We start from the raw sequence: 15,393 nt of genomic DNA, 5'->3' as shown, positions 1-15,393 counted from the left end.
TTCATGTTCCCCCTTCTTTTTCTAAAGTACTGCCAGTAACTTAAACCTGACACCCCACAGCTTATCCTAACAGTATCAAAACCCTTTTAAGCACCAATCTAATGGAGGTAGTGAGAAAGATGAGAGGGGTAAAAGTTCCAAAAAAAGAAGCTGAAAAAGTAAGAAAACAACTCTTAGAGCTCAATCTGCTCGATATTAACTTTAAAGTCAAACATCAGGGGGATTTCGTGATATTTCCAGTGAAGGATAAAATAGAGGGCTTTGAAATAGTTGAAACAACATTTGAAAAAGCAATCAGGCGACCTCAAAGCTATCGGGAAGTTGTGGATATTCCAGAAGAACTTTTTCCTCTCTTGCCCTCGTCCTTTGACATAATAGGAGACATAGCTATAATAGAACTTCCTGAGGAGCTCTTCCCCTATGGGGAAAACATTGGAAAGGCAATACTGAAGGTACACAAACATATAAAGGCTGTTTTTGCAAAAGGAAGCAAGGTTCTTGGGGAGTACAGGGTGAGGGAACTCATACACCTTGCCGGTGAGAAGAGAACCGAGACAGTTCACAGAGAAAATGGGATAAGACTAAAACTGGACGTTGCGAAAGTGTACTTCTCCCCAAGGCTTGCAACAGAGAGAATGAGAGTCTTTGAGAAGACCAGAGAAGGAGAAGTCATTTTTGACATGTTTGCAGGCGTTGGGCCGTATTCAATCCTCCTCGCAAAGAAGGCAAAGATTGTTTTTGCGTGTGATATAAACCCATGGGCAATAAGATATTTAGAGGAGAACAAAAAGCTGAATAAAGTTGAAAACGTTGTTCCCATCCTTGGAGACGTGAGAAAGGTAGCAGGCCAGATAGAAGCCGACCGTGTGATAATGAACCTCCCCAAGTTTGCACACGAATTTCTAAGAGAAGCAATAACAAGCGTCAAAAGAGGCGGGGTTATCCACTATTATGGATTTTCACACGAAGATAACCTCTTTGACGAACACATAGAAATGATAGAAAGGGTTGCAGAAGAGCTTGGAAAAAGCGTGAAGATTCTCGAAAAAAGGAAGGTAAGACCGTATGCTCCGTATCAGTTCAATATTGCAATTGATTTTGTCGTGTTTTGAGATTAGCTTTTCTCAAAACTTTCCTTGAGTTTTGGTTTGGGCTCTGCAAGGCTTATTGTGCTGTTTGAGCTCTTTATGCCCAATCTGTTTAGTGCTCCTGCAGGCGAGGGAGCTGCTTTTCTTTCTTCCTCAACTTTCCAGTCAATCTCGTCTCCAATTTCAGCGTTTAAATACTCGATAACTCCCACCGGAGCCTCAATTATGTACTTAGCGCTTTCTCTCGGCACGTAAACCCTCCACGGGCGAGCCCTTTTTAAGTCAACAACCTCCTTTGAAGAGTTCAAGAAGATGACATCTATGCTCTGGAGCATGAAAAACATGTGGATTGAGGCATTTATCCTTGTCTCTGCTGGCAAAATGAACACAAGAGCATAATCTATGACCGGTTTTAACATTAACCCCTTAAATCTTCTAAAAAACGTATCCGCAACTCTAACTTTTCCATTCCAGGTCTTGCCCTTTGTTTTGTTTATCAACATATCAAATGAGAGTAAGTCCCCTTCTAAATAAGCCTTGCGACAATTTCAGTTGAAAATTTTTTCAGTTATTAACCTTCGGTTTAAAAAATAGTTATAAACCAGAAGTTGCCAACTATAATGTACAAACCAAAGCATATGTACAAGGTGGTGCATTATGGGGTATAAGATAACAAAAAAAGAGAACCTGAGTGCAATTGACTTTTTTATGGAGGTTGAAGCCCCCCATATAGCGAAATCTTGGAAAGTTGGGCAGTTTGTCGTTTTAATAGTCGACGAAAAAGGAGAAAGAGTTCCAATGTCAGTCTATTATGCCGACAGAGAAAATGGGAGAATAGGCATGTTCATTAGAAGACACGGCGTTACGACCTTCAAGCTCTGGTATGAGAAGAAAGTTGGAGATGAAATTCTAAGCATAGCCGGACCTCTTGGAAAGCCAATTGAAGTTAAGCACTATGGAAACGTGGTTTTTGCAGCTGATGCGGTATGTGCTCAGGCAGAAGCTTATGCTACACTCAAGGCCATGAAGGAAGCGAGCAACTACACTATAGCCATCCACAGCTTTGAGAACAAGGCCAACACGTATCCGGAGGAGTACCTCGCAAAGCCAGTTGCCGATGAATTTTACATCACAACAGAAGACGGCAGTGTTGGGAGAAAAGGCCACTATCTGGACATTCTAAAGGAACTCATTGAGCAGGATAAAGTCGATATTGTTTTCGCCGGCGGAAAGCTCGGTTCGCTTAAGAAGCTCGCCGAACTAACCAGACCTTACGGAATTCCAACCATCGTTACGGTGAGACAGATAATGGTCGACGGGACAGGCATGTGCGGCTCTTGCAGGGTTCTCTACGATGGGGAGATAAAGTTCGCATGCAGGGACGGGCCAATGATGGACGCACACAAGATAGACTGGGACGACGCCATAAAGAGGAACGCCCGCTTTGCGGAGCAGGAAAAACTTGCGAGAGAAAGATACCTTGCTAAATTGAGGGAGAAGGGGGTGATTTAAATGGCTGGACCCAAACTTATCAAAGAGCGCGTTCCAACGCCAGAGGTTCCAGTTGAAGAAAGGATAAAGAGCTTTGTTGAAGTCAATTTGGGTTACGACTTTGTCTCCGCGGTTAAGGAAGCTGAGAGATGCCTGCAGTGCAACCCCGCGCCATGCATTCAAGGATGTCCCGTTCACATAAACATTCCGGGCTTCATAAAGGCCCTCCGCGAGAACGCTGAGAGCCCCGAAGAGGCCGTTAAAAACGCTCTCCGCATTATATGGGACGACAACACTTTACCTGCAATTACCGGTAGAGTATGCCCCCAAGAAGAGCAGTGTGAAGCCCCCTGTGTCATGGGCAAAGCGGGAGAGCCCATCAACATCGGTAAGCTCGAGAGGTTTGTTGCTGACTACGCAAGGAAGCACGGCATAGAAAAGGAGCTTCTCAAGGAGTTTACCTCCACAGAGAATGGAGTAAAAGGAAAGGTAGCAGTAGTAGGCTCAGGGCCAGCGGGCTTAACATGTGCTGGAGAATTGGCAAAGATGGGCTACAAAGTAACAATTTTTGAAGCTCTCCACAAGCCCGGAGGAGTTCTTGTTTATGGCATCCCAGAATTCAGGCTCCCAAAAGAAATTCTCGACAGAGAAATAGCCAAACTTAAGGAGCTTGGAGTGGAGATAAAGCTCGATCACATAGTAGGAAAAACGGTGACCCTCGAAGAGCTTCTTGAGGAGTACGATGCAGTCTTCATAGGAACCGGTGCCGGAACACCAAAGCTCCTCAACATCCCCGGCATACTCCTCGATAGAATTTATACCGCCAACGAGTTCCTGACCAGAATAAACCTCATGAAGGCCTACAAGTTCCCAGAATACGATGAGCCCATCTCCATAGGAAAGAAAACCATCGTGATTGGAGCCGGGAATACAGCTATGGATGCAGCTCGTTCCGCTCTCAGGATGGGAAGCGAAGTTACCATCGCCTACCGTAGAGGAAGAGAGGACATGACCGCCCGTATTGAAGAAATCAAGCACGCCGAGGAAGAGGGTGTTAAGTTTGAGTTCTTCCTCAATCCAGTGGAGTTCATCGGTGACGAGAACGGGAAGGTCAAGGCCGTTAAATTCGAGAAGATGAGACCTCTTGAGGAAAGAGATGCCAAAGGAAAGAGAAAGATAGTGGGGACCGGCGAATACATCACGCTTGAAGCTGATACAGTCATAATAGCTATCGGCCTTGAACCCAACAAAATAATAAGCGAAGAAGCTACTGGCCTCAAGACCAACCCTGACGGCACCCTTGTGGTGGATGAAAACCTTATGACAAGCATTCCCGGAGTTTTTGCGGGCGGGGATGCCATAAGAGGAGAAGCAACCGTTATCCTGGCTATGGGAGACGGAAAGAAGGCCGCGAAGGCGATAGACGAATACATCCAGAAGAAGCGTCTTCCGGCTTAACTTTATTTCAATTTATTTTTGGGCACGACAAAAAATAAAGGGGTTAAAGTTCCCCGTTTTTGGCTTTTTCACCAAGCTCAAACCCCTTTCTGAGGGCTTTTAGGTTTATGTTTTCGGTTCCTTTTGGTACTGAATCGAGGACGGCTTTTTCTATGGATTCCTCGCTCACAACAGAAGTAAGCTTGACGAGAACTCCAAGGGTTAAAATGTTCATTGTTAAGCTCAAGCCAGTCGTCTCTTCCGCTACCTTAGTTAGAGGAATTGCGAAAACCTTGAAGTTTTTCTCGAGCTCTTCGTTTCTGTTGGGGACTAATTCCTTCTCGAGTATTACAATCCCTCCTTTCTTTACGAGCGGTAAGTACTTCTCATAAGCCTGCTGGGAGAGCAAAACCGCACAATCTGGGGCCATTACCTTTGGATAGTCTATAGGCTCATCACTTATCACAACCTCAGCTCTGCTAGCACCTCCTCTTGACTCTGGCCCATAAGCCTGTGTTTGAACTGCGTAAAGGCCCTCATAAACTGCCGCCGCTCTTCCAAGGATAACACTCGCTAAGATAACTCCCTGTCCTCCAAAGCCACCTATAAGGACTTCTTTCCTCATTCTTCCCACCCCATTATTTTCTTTGCTCTCCTCTTGTAGGCTTCGTATTCCTCTATTAAACCCGGTCTGTCTCTGTCTACGAATTCTCCGATGACGACTTTGCCCTCGAGCTCCTCAGGAGGCATGTCCTTTGCTTTGCTTATGGGGACAGTTATCTTCTGATACCACTTTATGAGCTCCGGGGCTGTTTTGAGCTTATTTCTTCTTCCAAAGCTTATTGGACATGGGGATAGGAACTCCACCAAGGTGAAGCCCCTCTTCTGCAGGGCCTTCTTTATGCTGTTTATGCCTTGAAGGTAGTTGAAAACGCTCCATCTTGCAACGTAGTTCGCTCCCGCAGCAACCGCCAGCTCAGCAATGTCGAATGGATTCTCAAAGCTCCCGTATGGGGCGGTTGTTCCCCTAAGACCCTTTGGAGTCGTTGGTGCCACCTGCCCTCCCGTCATTCCGTAGGTAAAGTTGTTGACGAGAATAACGGTAACATCTAGGTTCCTTCTTATGGCGTGAATCAAGTGATTTCCACCTATGGCTGCGGCATCACCATCGCCCATAAAAGCTATTACTTTGAGGTCTGGATTTGCCATTTTAATGCCGGTAGCAAAAGCCAATGCCCTTCCATGGGTCGTGTGGAGACCATCAAAGTTCACATAGCCGGGAACTCTGGAGGAACAGCCTATACCGCTTACCCACACTATTTCGTCCTGGTTTAGGCCGAGATCATCAATGGCCCTAAGGGTGTACTGCAAAACAGCCCCAATACCACATCCGGGGCAGAATATCGTGGGAAGCATGTCTTTTCTAAGGTATTTGTCCCTAATCTCATAGCTGGGCTTTAGATACATTCTCCTCACCTCAAATCCCTCTTAATTCTCTCCACTATCTCTCCGGGAGTGTGAACTTCGCCACCTATCCTGCTTATGAGCTCGACCTTTGCCTTTCCATTGGCCCCTTCTTTGACCATATGATAAAGCTGACCAAGGTTCATTTCAGCCACGTAAATCCTTTCTACGTTCTCAGCAATCTTCTCTATGAGCTCAAAGTCGAATGGCCAGAGCACGTTGAGCTTGAGTAATCCAGCGTTTATGCCCTCCTTGCGGAGCTCCTTAACAGCCCTCATAGCGGACCTCGCAACAATTCCAAAGCTCACAATTGCAATATCGGCATCCTCCAGCCCGTAGGTTTCATAATCAATGATGTCCTTCTTATTGTTCTCTATCTTACCAACTATGCGCTTTACGAGCCTTTCATGGATCTCTGCATCAACTGTTCTCGGCCTTCCTCTTTCGTCATGCGTCAATCCCGTAACATACGTCCTATACCCCTTCCCGAAGATTGGCATTGGGGGAACTAAGTCCCCATGAATGTCGCCAAATGGATACTTTGCCTCCTCCTCATTAGCGGGGAGCTTTCTGTAAACTAGCTCAAGCTCATCTGGATGTGGAGCGTAGACTCTTTCCCTCATGTGTCCCACTTCTGCATCCGTCAGCAATATAACGGGAGTCCTGTATTTTTCTGCAAGGTTGAATGCCCTTATCGTCATGTCGAAGGCCTCTTGAACTGTAGCTGGTGTTAAGACTATTAAGCTGTGGTCGCCGTGTGTACCCCAAATGGCCTGCATTACATCTCCCTGAGCCGCCAAAGTAGGTTGGCCCGTTGATGGGCCGCTTCTCTGGACGTTTACCAAAACTAGGGGGGTTTCGGTCATTATTGCATAACCAAGGTTCTCCATCATCAAGCTGAAGCCCGGGCCAGAAGTTGCCGTCATTGCCTTGGCACCGGCCCAAGAGGCACCTATCACGGCGGCAATGCTAGCTATCTCGTCCTCCATCTGAATGCTTACCCCATCAACAAGGGGCATGTAAAGGGACATTGCTTCAAAAATTTCGCTTGCGGGCGTTATTGGGTAGCCGGCATAAAACCTGCACCCGGCTAAGATGGCAGCCCTTGCTATGGCTTCATCGCCTTGAATAAAATCTGCATCACCTACAGGAAATGGATATCTCATTTCAATCCCTCCTCATAACCTATTCTAAAAGCCTTTAGGTTTATTTCCTCCGTCCCCTTGGGGGCTCTTCTCTTTATGGCCATTTCAACACTTTCTTTCTTTACGACATTTGTTTTCGCAACCAGATAACCAAGCGCAACCATGTTAACAGTTAAAGCCAAGCCAGTTTTTTCCTCAGCAAGTCTTGTGAAAGGTGCGCCTACATACTCCCTATCAGGCTTCACAAGGTCGGTGTCAATTATCAAAATCCCATCCTTGCGAAGAGAGTCCTTTGTGGAGTCATAGCCAAGCTGGGCGAGAGCAACAAGAACATCAGCCTTTGTGACCATTAAATCGTAGATTGGTTCCTTTGAGATTATGAGGTCAGCTATAGAATGTCCTCCTCTGCTCTGAGAGCCATAATCTTGAGTCTGAACAACGTTGAGCCCTTCTATAGCAGCTGCTTCTCCAAGGATTATCCCCGCGAGAATGACCCCCTGTCCTCCAATACCCGCAATCCTAATCTGCATCTTCACCACCCAGCCCGTAGTATTGAGCAACCTCATCGATAAGCCTGTTAAGCTCCTCTGTAAACTCAGGCTTTTCTTTACTCACAAATTCCCCGATGATAATTTTGCCCTCAAGCTCTTCAGGGGACATACTCTTTGCCTTGCTTATTGGGACAGCATTCCTTGAAAACCAGCGAAGCATCTCTGCTGGAGTCTTCATCTTGTTCCTCCTTCCAAACTGCACGGGACACTGGGAAACTACCTCAACAAGCGAGAATCCCTTAGTAGCTAACGCTTTCTTTATGCTCTCTATCAGCTGATAAACGTGAAAAGTAGTCCACCTCGCCACATACGATGCACCAGCAGAAGCTACAGTCTCGGCTATTTTCAGCGGGTGCTCAATGTTCCTATAAGGCGTTGTGGTGGTAATTGCCCCGAAGGGAGTCGTTGGTGCCACCTGGCCGCCGGTCATCCCATATATAAAGTTATTGACCAGAATCACAGTTATGTCAATGTTTCTCCTCGCTGCATGGAGGAGATGATTCCCTCCAATTCCCGCTAAGTCCCCGTCACCGCTTATAACAACAACCTTTTTGTCCGGCAAACCCACCTTAACACCCGTTGCAAATGCTATTGCTCTTCCGTGTGTTGTGTGTAATGTGTCAGCAAGAAAGTACGGCGAAGCTATCCATGCCGAGCACCCTATTCCGCTCACGACAACTAAGTCACGGGGGTCAATTTTTAACTGATCCACTGCATTCGCAAAGGCGTTCAATACAGTCCCACCACCACATCCGGGACACAGGGCAGTAGGGAGAGCCTCCTTTCGGAGGTACTTAATCATCTCATACTTCGTGTGAATTGGTTTTGACATACACATCACCTTTAAATATCCAAACACCAACTTTATTCAGCGATGATGAATATCTAATCCGCCGAACGGTGACGAGAACGCTCGGCTGAGCTTTCTATTTCCTTTAAAATTTCTTCTACTGTTAGCGGAACTCCCCCTATTTTGTTCACGCCAATAACTGGAACTTCTTCCCTTACAAAGCGCTGCACCTCAAGTATCATCTGCCCAAGGTTCATCTCGGGCACAAGAATCGTGTGAGCTTTCTTAGAGAGCTCCTTAATTCTCTTTCCCGGGAACGGGTGAACGGTCTTCGGGACAATGAGTCCAGCTCTTATTCCCTTCTTTCTCGCCTCTATTACCGCTCCAAGCGATGGCCTCGCGCTTACGCCCCAGCTCACGAGCAGAATCTCTGCATCGTCGGTGTAGTATTCTTCCCACTTTTGGATTTCCTTCTCGTGAACTTCTATCTTCTTGTGGAGCCTTCTAACCAGGCGATCGTGGACCTCGGGCGTGTAAACATCCCTTAGGCCGTTTTCCTTATGCGTAGAGCCCGTAACGTGGGTGAAGTAGCCGTTGCCAAAAAGCGGCATTGGAGGGATTAAGTCCCCATGAATGTCGCCAAATGGATACCTTGCCTCCTCTTCATTAGCAGGAAGCTTTCTATAGGTTATCTCAACTTCTTCTGGGTCGGGAATTCTTATCTGCTCTCTCGTGTGCCCTATTATCCCATCGGCAAGGAGAATCACGGGTATTCTTAATTTCTCACTCAGATTAAACGCCCTTATTGTTTCCCAGAAGCTGTCCTCCACGCTCGTTGGAGAAATAGCAATTATTGGATGGTCTCCATGAGTCCCCCATCTTGCCTGGAAGAAATCTCCCTGTGCACCTTTTGTTGCCTGACCTGTCGAAGGGCCGCTCCTTTGAACGTCAACTAAAACCAGGGGGGTCTCCGTAAATACTGCATAACCAAGGTTTTCCTGCATTAAGCTAAATCCCGGGCCAGAAGTTGCGGTCATGCTCTTAAGTCCCGTCCAGGATGCTCCAACAACAGCGGCTATGCTCCCTATCTCATCTTCCATCTGGATGTAGTATCCCCTAAGCTTCGGAAGCTCTCTCGCCATTGTTTCGGCAATTTCGCTTGCGGGCGTTATTGGATAACCGGCATAAAACCTGCACCCGGCAAAAAGAGCTCCATACGCTATAGCTTCGTCACCCTGCATGAAGTAGTTTCCCTTTGGGTAAAGCTTTTTTAGGAGCCCTATCTGGTCGGGCTCGTCCCCCCGGATTATCATTTTCTCACCACTTAACAGCTATTGCGAAGTCCGGGCAGAGAAGCTCACAAAGCTTGCACTTTACGCACTTGTCGGCATGTACTGGAATCGGATAGTGGACACCTTTTTCACTAAGTTCCTGACTCCACTCGAAAACCTTTCTTGGGCACAGCTCAACACAAATGCCGCATCCCTTGCAGAGGAAAGTGTCAACGCTTATCTCTACGGCTTCGGTTCTTCCAACGGCCAGATAGTTATCTTTTTTAACTTCGACATTTGCCATAATCATCACCCACGATCTGCTAAGTATTTTTACGTATGTAAAGCATTTAAAGTTTTCGAAAATTTTCTCATCTATCGATAAGTTCGGCCCCCAGGTTGCTTTTTTTGAGGAAATGCCTAACAAACATGCCCACATTGTACAAAAACAATCACCAAACAGTCCTAGTATAGCTTGGAATTCTTGGGATTCAAGTTTACATTTGTAAAGCCAACGGCAGAGTACAATTTAAACAACGGTTAATAACTGCAAAGTCAGGTTCACAGATAGAGAAATCATCCTAGACACAAAATGTACCTCATCATCTAACAATAATTAAAGATGCCCCCTCGACACTTCAACAGAAAAAACAAGCATTGAGAACACAAAGTCCCAACTCTACGCTCTGTGTGGTCATCATATTTGAATCTGCCAGTCAAGCAGTTCTTCGGAAACTTATGTATTCTCACTCTCTCAAAAAGTTGTGCTCAATATTTTTGAAAAACCCGATGTCCGGTGTGTTTGAATTCTCTAATTGCCCTTGCAATGGCTTTATCGCACTCGCCACAGCTGTGGAGCCTCTGCCACGTTGTCTTCACTCGTCCGGTAGGTTATTCCTCTCACCCAGAGCGGATTGGAAGTGAGAGTTTTTAAAAGGCGAAGTCGAATTTTTATCATGCCAAAGATACTCGTAACAAACGACGACGGGATATATTCAAATGGAATCCGGGCGGCTGTGAAGGCCCTCTCTAACCTTGGGGAGGTCTATGTGGTTGCCCCACTCTTCCAGAGGAGCGCCAGCGGTAGGGCAATGACCCTCCACAGACCTATAAGGGCAAAGCTCGTAGACGTCCCGGGTGCGAAGATTGCCTATGGGGTAGACGGCACTCCAACTGACAGCGTTATCTTTGCCATAGCGAGGTTTGGGGACTTTGATCTAGCGGTTAGTGGCATAAACCTCGGCGAGAACCTCAGCACGGAGATAACCGTTTCTGGGACTGCTTCAGCCGCCATTGAGGCTGCAACTCATGGAATCCCAAGCATAGCCGTAAGCCTTGAGGTGGCATGGGGAAAGACACTTGGAGAGGGGGAAGGGACAGACTTCTCAGTCGCGTCGTACTTCCTTAAAAGGACAGCCCACGCCCTCCTTGGGAGGGGCCTTCCAGATGGTGTCGACATGCTCAACGTAAACGTCCCGAGCGATGCAACCCCGGAGACGGAAATAACGATAACACGCCTCGCAAGGAAGAGATACTGTCCTACTGTGGAGGAAAGGATAGACCCGAGGGGATACTCCTACTACTGGATAGTCGGGAGGAAGACCGAGACATTTGAGCCGGGAACGGACGCCTACGCACTCAAGGTCGAGAGAAAGGTAAGCGTTACGCCCATAAACATTGACATGACTGCCAGTGTGGATTTTGAAGAGCTCCGGAGAATTCTCCTTGGAAAGACCTGACCCTGCCCTAAAGGACGAGGCTTTCAAAGAAGTAAAAAAACAGCTCCACTACTTTATCTTTTCAGACACTTTGACTGCCCAGGTCTAAAGAAAAGGAAAATCTGAGAAAGAGCTTTACCTTTTTCTTTTTTCAAGCCTTGCCCTTTAGGGCGGGGATGCAAAACCTGAAAACTTGACCATTAAATGATCGAAACTCTTTTAAACTCAAAAGCGTAATAAAGCCTTGGAAAGGCTACTCAAAGACAACCCGATGAGAAGAGGGGTTTCAACGTGTCCTCCCGCTCCCGGGAGGATGACGCTGTTAAGCGTCCTCTAAAAACCGCCGCAAATAGTTGGAAACCCCAATATGGGGTTTGAACGATAACCCCGAGCCTTCCTGCTTTAGCGGGAGGTAGGGGTAACGGGGGGAAGACCCTCCCCGAGGGGTTGAGAAACCCGCTAACAGCGGGTTTTAATGAGACCCCTCAAACCTCCCCGCCGTTAGTGAGGAGCTAAAATGAACCCTCGCCAATGATGGGAGGAGGTCAGCAAGTCACCAGCTGCCAGTCGAGGAGGCCGTTCTCGACTATGTACCCCCACTCCTCTCTACACTCGGACTTAAGGTTCTCTATGTAGCCCAAGTCCTGTGTCGCTGAAAACTTCTTTATGGCCTTTCCAATGGTCCTGTCGTAGTCGGTGAGGCAGTTGTGGGGGCCTCTTTTTGAGCCAGCCCCTACCGGGTCGCTCAGAATCCTCTTCTCAGGGAAGTTCTCTTTAGCCCACTTCAATATTTCAACAACGCTCCAAAGCCAAGGTGGTCTGTATTCGTCTTTTTCCCACAGCCTTTCGTAGGTTGTTCCCCTCTGTATATTGGTCACGTTTATGGAAAAGGTGTCCGTGTATGGAACAGCTTTCGTTATACTTTCCTTTACATCTTCAATTGCATCCCTCTCGCTCAAAAAGATCGGCTTAAGGAGGAGGTACGTTTTAACGTTGGCCCCAGCCTCTCTAATTGCCTCGCTTGCCCTTACAAACTCCTCAAAGGTGTTCCCCTTGTTTATGCTCACGTCCGCGACATCATCATTCGCGGTCTCCAACCCTATGGCGACTTCGAAGTATTTCTCGCTAAGAATTTCAACAAGCTCTCTCACTGCATCATATCTCACGAGCTCCGACCTGCTTTCTACAACTACTTCCTCGACATTATCCATCTCCGCCAGTATAGAGAAGATTTTCCTTCTAGTTTCTCTCTTAACTTCTCCTTCATCGAAGAAGCTCCCCGACGTAAAAATCCTAACTGCTATCGGACCCTTTTTACCTTCAATTTTTTTGAGAGCTTTTTTAAAGTATTCTACAAGCTCTTCCTGGCTCTTGGGGACTTTAGGGGCCTCTACAGGATATGAGCACATATAACATGCTTCTCCAATTCTATACCTGTAGCATCCGATTGTAGGCAAAATAACATAGAGAGCAGTTCCCTTTTTCCCAGCAACGTTGTCCTCGCTTGTCCAAAACGTCATTAATTCCCACCCACCAAAGCTTAGAAGGGGGCTTTTTAAGTTTGATGGAACCGCTCATAGAGATAAAGCAAAATGTACTGGATGAAAGTTATATGGTTGAAGGATGCCCTTTGACAAAAATAAGGACCAAATAAAAGCCCCTTAAGGGCTGAAAAAGTTTACGCAGTTGCAATTTTGCTGTTCACTTTACAAGGTCAACCGCTATCGCCCCAATAACGGCAAAAGTACTTACAATGATCGTGGCACTGATGTACTGCCCCAGAGAAAGGTTGGCGATGTTGTTTATGCCGTAAATGTATATCAGGAGAACAGAGGTCATATAGGAGACTGTCGTGACCGTGAGTAACCTTTTGGGTATGCGGTGCCACTCTTCTTTTTCTATGTTCGACAGCTTGGATTTTGAGATAAACAGGTAAGCCACGAAGAGCGTCATTAAAAAAATGGCAAGTGTTCGCCATATCTCTATTGTCTTGGCTATTTCCCAAATTTCCTCTGTGAAAAGGAACGGGATGGAAAACGTTATAGCACCAATAATCTCTTGAACCACGTCATCCCATCCGAGTTTGTCAGGCCGATTTTTTCTATCTAATTCCTCCTGTATCTCATCTACCTGTCAGGAGAGCTTTGTCATATTCTCATTTAGCTTTTTAAGTTCAGTTTCCATATTTTCACGCTCAGCCACTCTGGGGTCAATCATCTCTTCAGCATTGGATTCATTCATCATCGCAGTATGTAAGTTGTGAGAACCCATATAAAAGGTTTTGTCTTTGACGAGGGCCCGGTATTGCATGTTTGTTCCGGTAAAGAAAGAAGGGCCAGAGAGATTACTTGAGAACTTTTTCTGGTTCCTTCATTTTTGTAGTACCACCAATGGTTAAGCTAAAGTTTTTATAATCATGAAATGTCATTCAACTGGGTGATACCATGCAGTTTGAAGATGCCTATAAAGAGGTTTACGAAATAGTAAAGCCAAAATACAAACTCTTTACTGCAGGGCCAGTTGCCTGCTTCCCTGAAGTTCTTGAAATAATGAAGGTTCAAATGTTCAGCCACAGATCTAAGGAATACAAACAAACGCACGTCGATACAGTTGAAAGGCTCAAGAAGTTCCTCGAAGTTGAGAAGGGAGAAGTTCTTCTCTTCCCAAGCTCTGGAACTGGAGTAATGGAAGCAAGCATAAGAAACGGTGTTTCTAAGGGTGGAAAAGTCCTTGTGACAATAATTGGTGCTTTCGGAAAGAGGTACAAGCAGGTTGTAGAGACCAACGGAAGAAAAGCTGTAACCCTAGAATACGAGCCCGGAAAGGCTGTCAAGCCAGAAGACCTCGACGAGGCTTTAAAGAAAAACCCTGATGTTGAAGCCGTCACAATAACCTATAACGAAACCTCCACCGGTGTTCTTAACCCACTGCCAGAGTTGGCTAAAGTAGCAAAAGAGCACGATAAGCTTGTTTTCGTTGACGCTGTTAGCGCAATGGGTGGAGCTGACATAAAGTTCACCAAGTGGGGAATCGATGTTGTTTTTGGAAGCTCCCAAAAAGCCTTTGGTGTGCCTCCGGGATTAGCCGTTGGAGCCTTCAGCGAGGAATTTATTGAAATAGCCCACAAAATGGAAGAGAGAGGATGGTATTTTGACATTCCAAGATATATAAAAGTGCAGAAGGAAAAGCAGGGCCCACCCTCGACCCCAGCAATGCCTCAGGAGTTTGGCTTAAACGTCGTGCTTAGAATAATCGAGAAGATGGGCGGAAAAGAGAAGTGGCTCGAAATGTACAGAAAGAGAAGCGAGATGATAAGAAACGGAGTTAGGGAAATTGGTCTCGATATTCTGGCAGAACCCGGCTACGAAAGCCCAACAATAACAGCTGTGCTTACTCCAGAGGGCATAAAGGGTGATCAGGTATACAATGCAATGCGTGAGAGAGGATTCGAGCTTGCCAAGGGCTACGGTGAGGGCATAAAGGAGAAGACCTTCAGAATTGGAAACATGGGCTATATGACCTTTGAGGACATTGAGGAGATGCTCCAGAACTTAAAAGAAGTAATAGAAGAATTGAAGGCAAAGGTTTAAGCGATCTTTTCCAGCTCTATTTTTCCATCTTTTTGAACAACTCTGTATATTGCGTTCACTCTTCTAAGGCCGCTCTTTATGTCTCTATACAACTCAATAACCAGCTCAAACCTCGCAAGGGTCTTGTCGTCTATTCTAAGCCAGTGTTTTATTTCCTCAAGTAAGTCCCTCGATAGAACAAGGGAGGAAATTATAAGTGGATAATCATCGATTATTTTGTCCAATAGATAGGGAATGTCGACCGTATGGAGGGTGTCTATAACGACGTAATCTGGATTAAGCTTCTTGATTTCCTCTATAACTTCCTCAGTTCTCTGCTTGGTGCTCTTCTCATTGAACTCAGTGTCTATCACATGGATGTTCTTCTTGAATGGTTTAAACTCGCCATAGGCAGTAACAACCACTATTTCCCATTCGTCTGGAATCAGGTGAATCATTGCCTCGATAAGCTTTGTTTTACCAGCTCTGCTTGTCCCAACAACAAGAATATCTCCCTTCTTTAGTATGGCATCTTTAATCACTTCAAGCTGGTCCTTGGTTATGGTTTCATACCTCAAAAGATCTTCGGGGGTAAAGATATAGACGCCCATTTCTTTGTCACCAAAAGATATTTGGGTTTTGATGTTATTAATTATACGGTAGTACTCAAAGACACTGTCAGGATAAGCAGTGGGACGTTAGGTTTAAGTTTCTGATACCTCTTCAGAAAAGGGGAGAGAAATGAGGACTGAAACCATTATTTACTTACTGGTTTCAGTCTTAAAAACCTTTCGCCGGAACAAAATCCCAGCAAAAAAGAAAACCAGGGCAATAAACCTGTACCTGCACGGACTAAGTTACAGACAGGT

The 15,393-nt window shown here is 46.0% G+C and carries 16 protein-coding genes and 1 pseudogene; 6 read left to right on the top strand and 11 right to left on the bottom strand.

Annotated elements, in window-relative coordinates; genetic code table 11:
• Window positions 1–119 precede the first annotated feature (119 nt).
• Complete coding sequence (locus GBV73_RS08100; RefSeq protein WP_152880636.1) at window positions 120–1,112, top strand: class I SAM-dependent methyltransferase family protein; 993 nt, start codon at window positions 120–122, stop codon at window positions 1,110–1,112.
• Between the two features lie 2 nt (window positions 1,113–1,114).
• On the opposite strand, the gene GBV73_RS08095 is transcribed toward GBV73_RS08100, so the two are convergent.
• Window positions 1,115–1,591, bottom strand: a complete 477-nt coding sequence (locus GBV73_RS08095; protein WP_152880631.1) for a DUF192 domain-containing protein — start codon at window positions 1,589–1,591, stop codon at window positions 1,115–1,117.
• A 154-nt stretch (window positions 1,592–1,745) separates the two neighbouring features.
• Between GBV73_RS08095 and GBV73_RS08090 the strand changes: the two genes are divergently transcribed.
• Both GBV73_RS08090 and gltA read left to right on the top strand, forming a co-directional pair.
• Window positions 1,746–2,600 carry a sulfide/dihydroorotate dehydrogenase-like FAD/NAD-binding protein gene (locus tag GBV73_RS08090; protein WP_152880629.1) on the top strand — a complete coding sequence of 285 codons (855 nt, stop codon included), beginning with the start codon at window positions 1,746–1,748 and terminating at the stop codon, window positions 2,598–2,600.
• Complete coding sequence (gene gltA / locus GBV73_RS08085; RefSeq protein WP_152880627.1) at window positions 2,601–4,037, top strand: NADPH-dependent glutamate synthase; 1,437 nt, start codon at window positions 2,601–2,603, stop codon at window positions 4,035–4,037.
• Window positions 4,038–4,080: 43 nt separating this feature from the next.
• Here gltA and GBV73_RS08080 read toward each other — a convergent pair whose 3' ends face one another.
• From GBV73_RS08080 to GBV73_RS08050, 7 genes are read right to left on the bottom strand one after another with little or no spacing between them, the layout of a single operon-like run.
• Window positions 4,081–4,641 carry a 2-oxoacid:ferredoxin oxidoreductase subunit gamma gene (locus GBV73_RS08080; RefSeq protein ID WP_042699846.1) on the bottom strand — a complete coding sequence of 187 codons (561 nt, stop codon included), beginning with the start codon at window positions 4,639–4,641 and terminating at the stop codon, window positions 4,081–4,083.
• Window positions 4,638–5,483: a 2-oxoacid:ferredoxin oxidoreductase subunit beta gene (locus GBV73_RS08075; protein WP_152880633.1), complete on the bottom strand. Its 846-nt coding sequence runs from the start codon at window positions 5,481–5,483 to the stop codon at window positions 4,638–4,640. The genes GBV73_RS08080 and GBV73_RS08075 overlap by 4 nt, the downstream gene beginning before the upstream one ends.
• A gap of 5 nt (window positions 5,484–5,488) precedes the next feature.
• Window positions 5,489–6,646: a 2-oxoacid:acceptor oxidoreductase subunit alpha gene (locus tag GBV73_RS08070; RefSeq protein ID WP_152880624.1), complete on the bottom strand. Its 1,158-nt coding sequence runs from the start codon at window positions 6,644–6,646 to the stop codon at window positions 5,489–5,491.
• Window positions 6,643–7,155, bottom strand: a complete 513-nt coding sequence (locus GBV73_RS08065; protein WP_042699854.1) for a 2-oxoacid:ferredoxin oxidoreductase subunit gamma — start codon at window positions 7,153–7,155, stop codon at window positions 6,643–6,645. Before GBV73_RS08065 ends, GBV73_RS08070 begins: the two co-directional genes overlap by 4 nt.
• Entirely contained in the window at window positions 7,145–8,008 is an 864-nt protein-coding gene (locus GBV73_RS08060; protein ID WP_152880622.1) for a 2-oxoacid:ferredoxin oxidoreductase subunit beta, read from the bottom strand. The genes GBV73_RS08065 and GBV73_RS08060 overlap by 11 nt, the downstream gene beginning before the upstream one ends.
• Window positions 8,009–8,061: 53 nt before the next feature.
• The gene (locus GBV73_RS08055) at window positions 8,062–9,279 is read right to left on the bottom strand and encodes a 2-oxoacid:acceptor oxidoreductase subunit alpha (protein WP_152880620.1); all 1,218 of its coding nucleotides are present in this window, start codon (window positions 9,277–9,279) and stop codon (window positions 8,062–8,064) included.
• Between the two features lie 4 nt (window positions 9,280–9,283).
• Entirely contained in the window at window positions 9,284–9,541 is a 258-nt protein-coding gene (locus GBV73_RS08050; RefSeq protein WP_004068965.1) for a 2-oxoglutarate ferredoxin oxidoreductase subunit delta, read from the bottom strand.
• A 652-nt stretch (window positions 9,542–10,193) separates the two neighbouring features.
• On the opposite strand from GBV73_RS08050, the gene surE reads away from it, so the two are divergent.
• Window positions 10,194–10,976: a 5'/3'-nucleotidase SurE gene (surE, locus tag GBV73_RS08045; RefSeq protein ID WP_042699864.1), complete on the top strand. Its 783-nt coding sequence runs from the start codon at window positions 10,194–10,196 to the stop codon at window positions 10,974–10,976.
• A gap of 524 nt (window positions 10,977–11,500) precedes the next feature.
• On the opposite strand, the gene GBV73_RS08035 is transcribed toward surE, so the two are convergent.
• Together GBV73_RS08035 and GBV73_RS11390 are read right to left on the bottom strand one after the other, a co-directional pair.
• Window positions 11,501–12,475, bottom strand: coding sequence for an archaeosine biosynthesis radical SAM protein RaSEA (locus GBV73_RS08035; protein ID WP_152880617.1), 975 nt, complete (start codon window positions 12,473–12,475; stop codon window positions 11,501–11,503).
• Window positions 12,476–12,656: 181 nt separating this feature from the next.
• Window positions 12,657–13,022, bottom strand: coding sequence for a DUF2391 family protein (locus GBV73_RS11390; protein WP_371717063.1), 366 nt, complete (start codon window positions 13,020–13,022; stop codon window positions 12,657–12,659).
• A gap of 377 nt (window positions 13,023–13,399) precedes the next feature.
• Here GBV73_RS11390 and GBV73_RS08025 point away from each other — a divergent pair, with 377 nt between their 5' ends.
• Window positions 13,400–14,545, top strand: a complete 1,146-nt coding sequence (locus GBV73_RS08025) for an alanine--glyoxylate aminotransferase family protein (RefSeq protein ID WP_152880615.1) — start codon at window positions 13,400–13,402, stop codon at window positions 14,543–14,545.
• Here the strand turns inward: GBV73_RS08025 and GBV73_RS08020 are convergent.
• Window positions 14,542–15,135 (bottom strand): Flp pilus assembly complex ATPase component TadA, encoded by a 594-nt coding sequence (locus tag GBV73_RS08020; RefSeq protein WP_015849835.1) that lies wholly within the window; start codon window positions 15,133–15,135, stop codon window positions 14,542–14,544. The genes GBV73_RS08025 and GBV73_RS08020 overlap by 4 nt on opposite strands.
• 130 nt (window positions 15,136–15,265) lie before the next feature.
• Here GBV73_RS08020 and GBV73_RS08015 point away from each other — a divergent pair.
• Window positions 15,266–15,393 (top strand): annotated as a pseudogene (locus GBV73_RS08015) (IS6 family transposase); the annotation flags it as partial.

Source organism: Thermococcus sp. 101 C5 (genome assembly GCF_009372125.1).
GTDB classification, from domain to species: domain Archaea; phylum Methanobacteriota_B; class Thermococci; order Thermococcales; family Thermococcaceae; genus Thermococcus_A; species Thermococcus_A bergensis.
The sequence above is the reverse complement of the archived record's forward strand: the minus strand, read 5'-3'. Positions and strand labels throughout refer to the sequence as shown.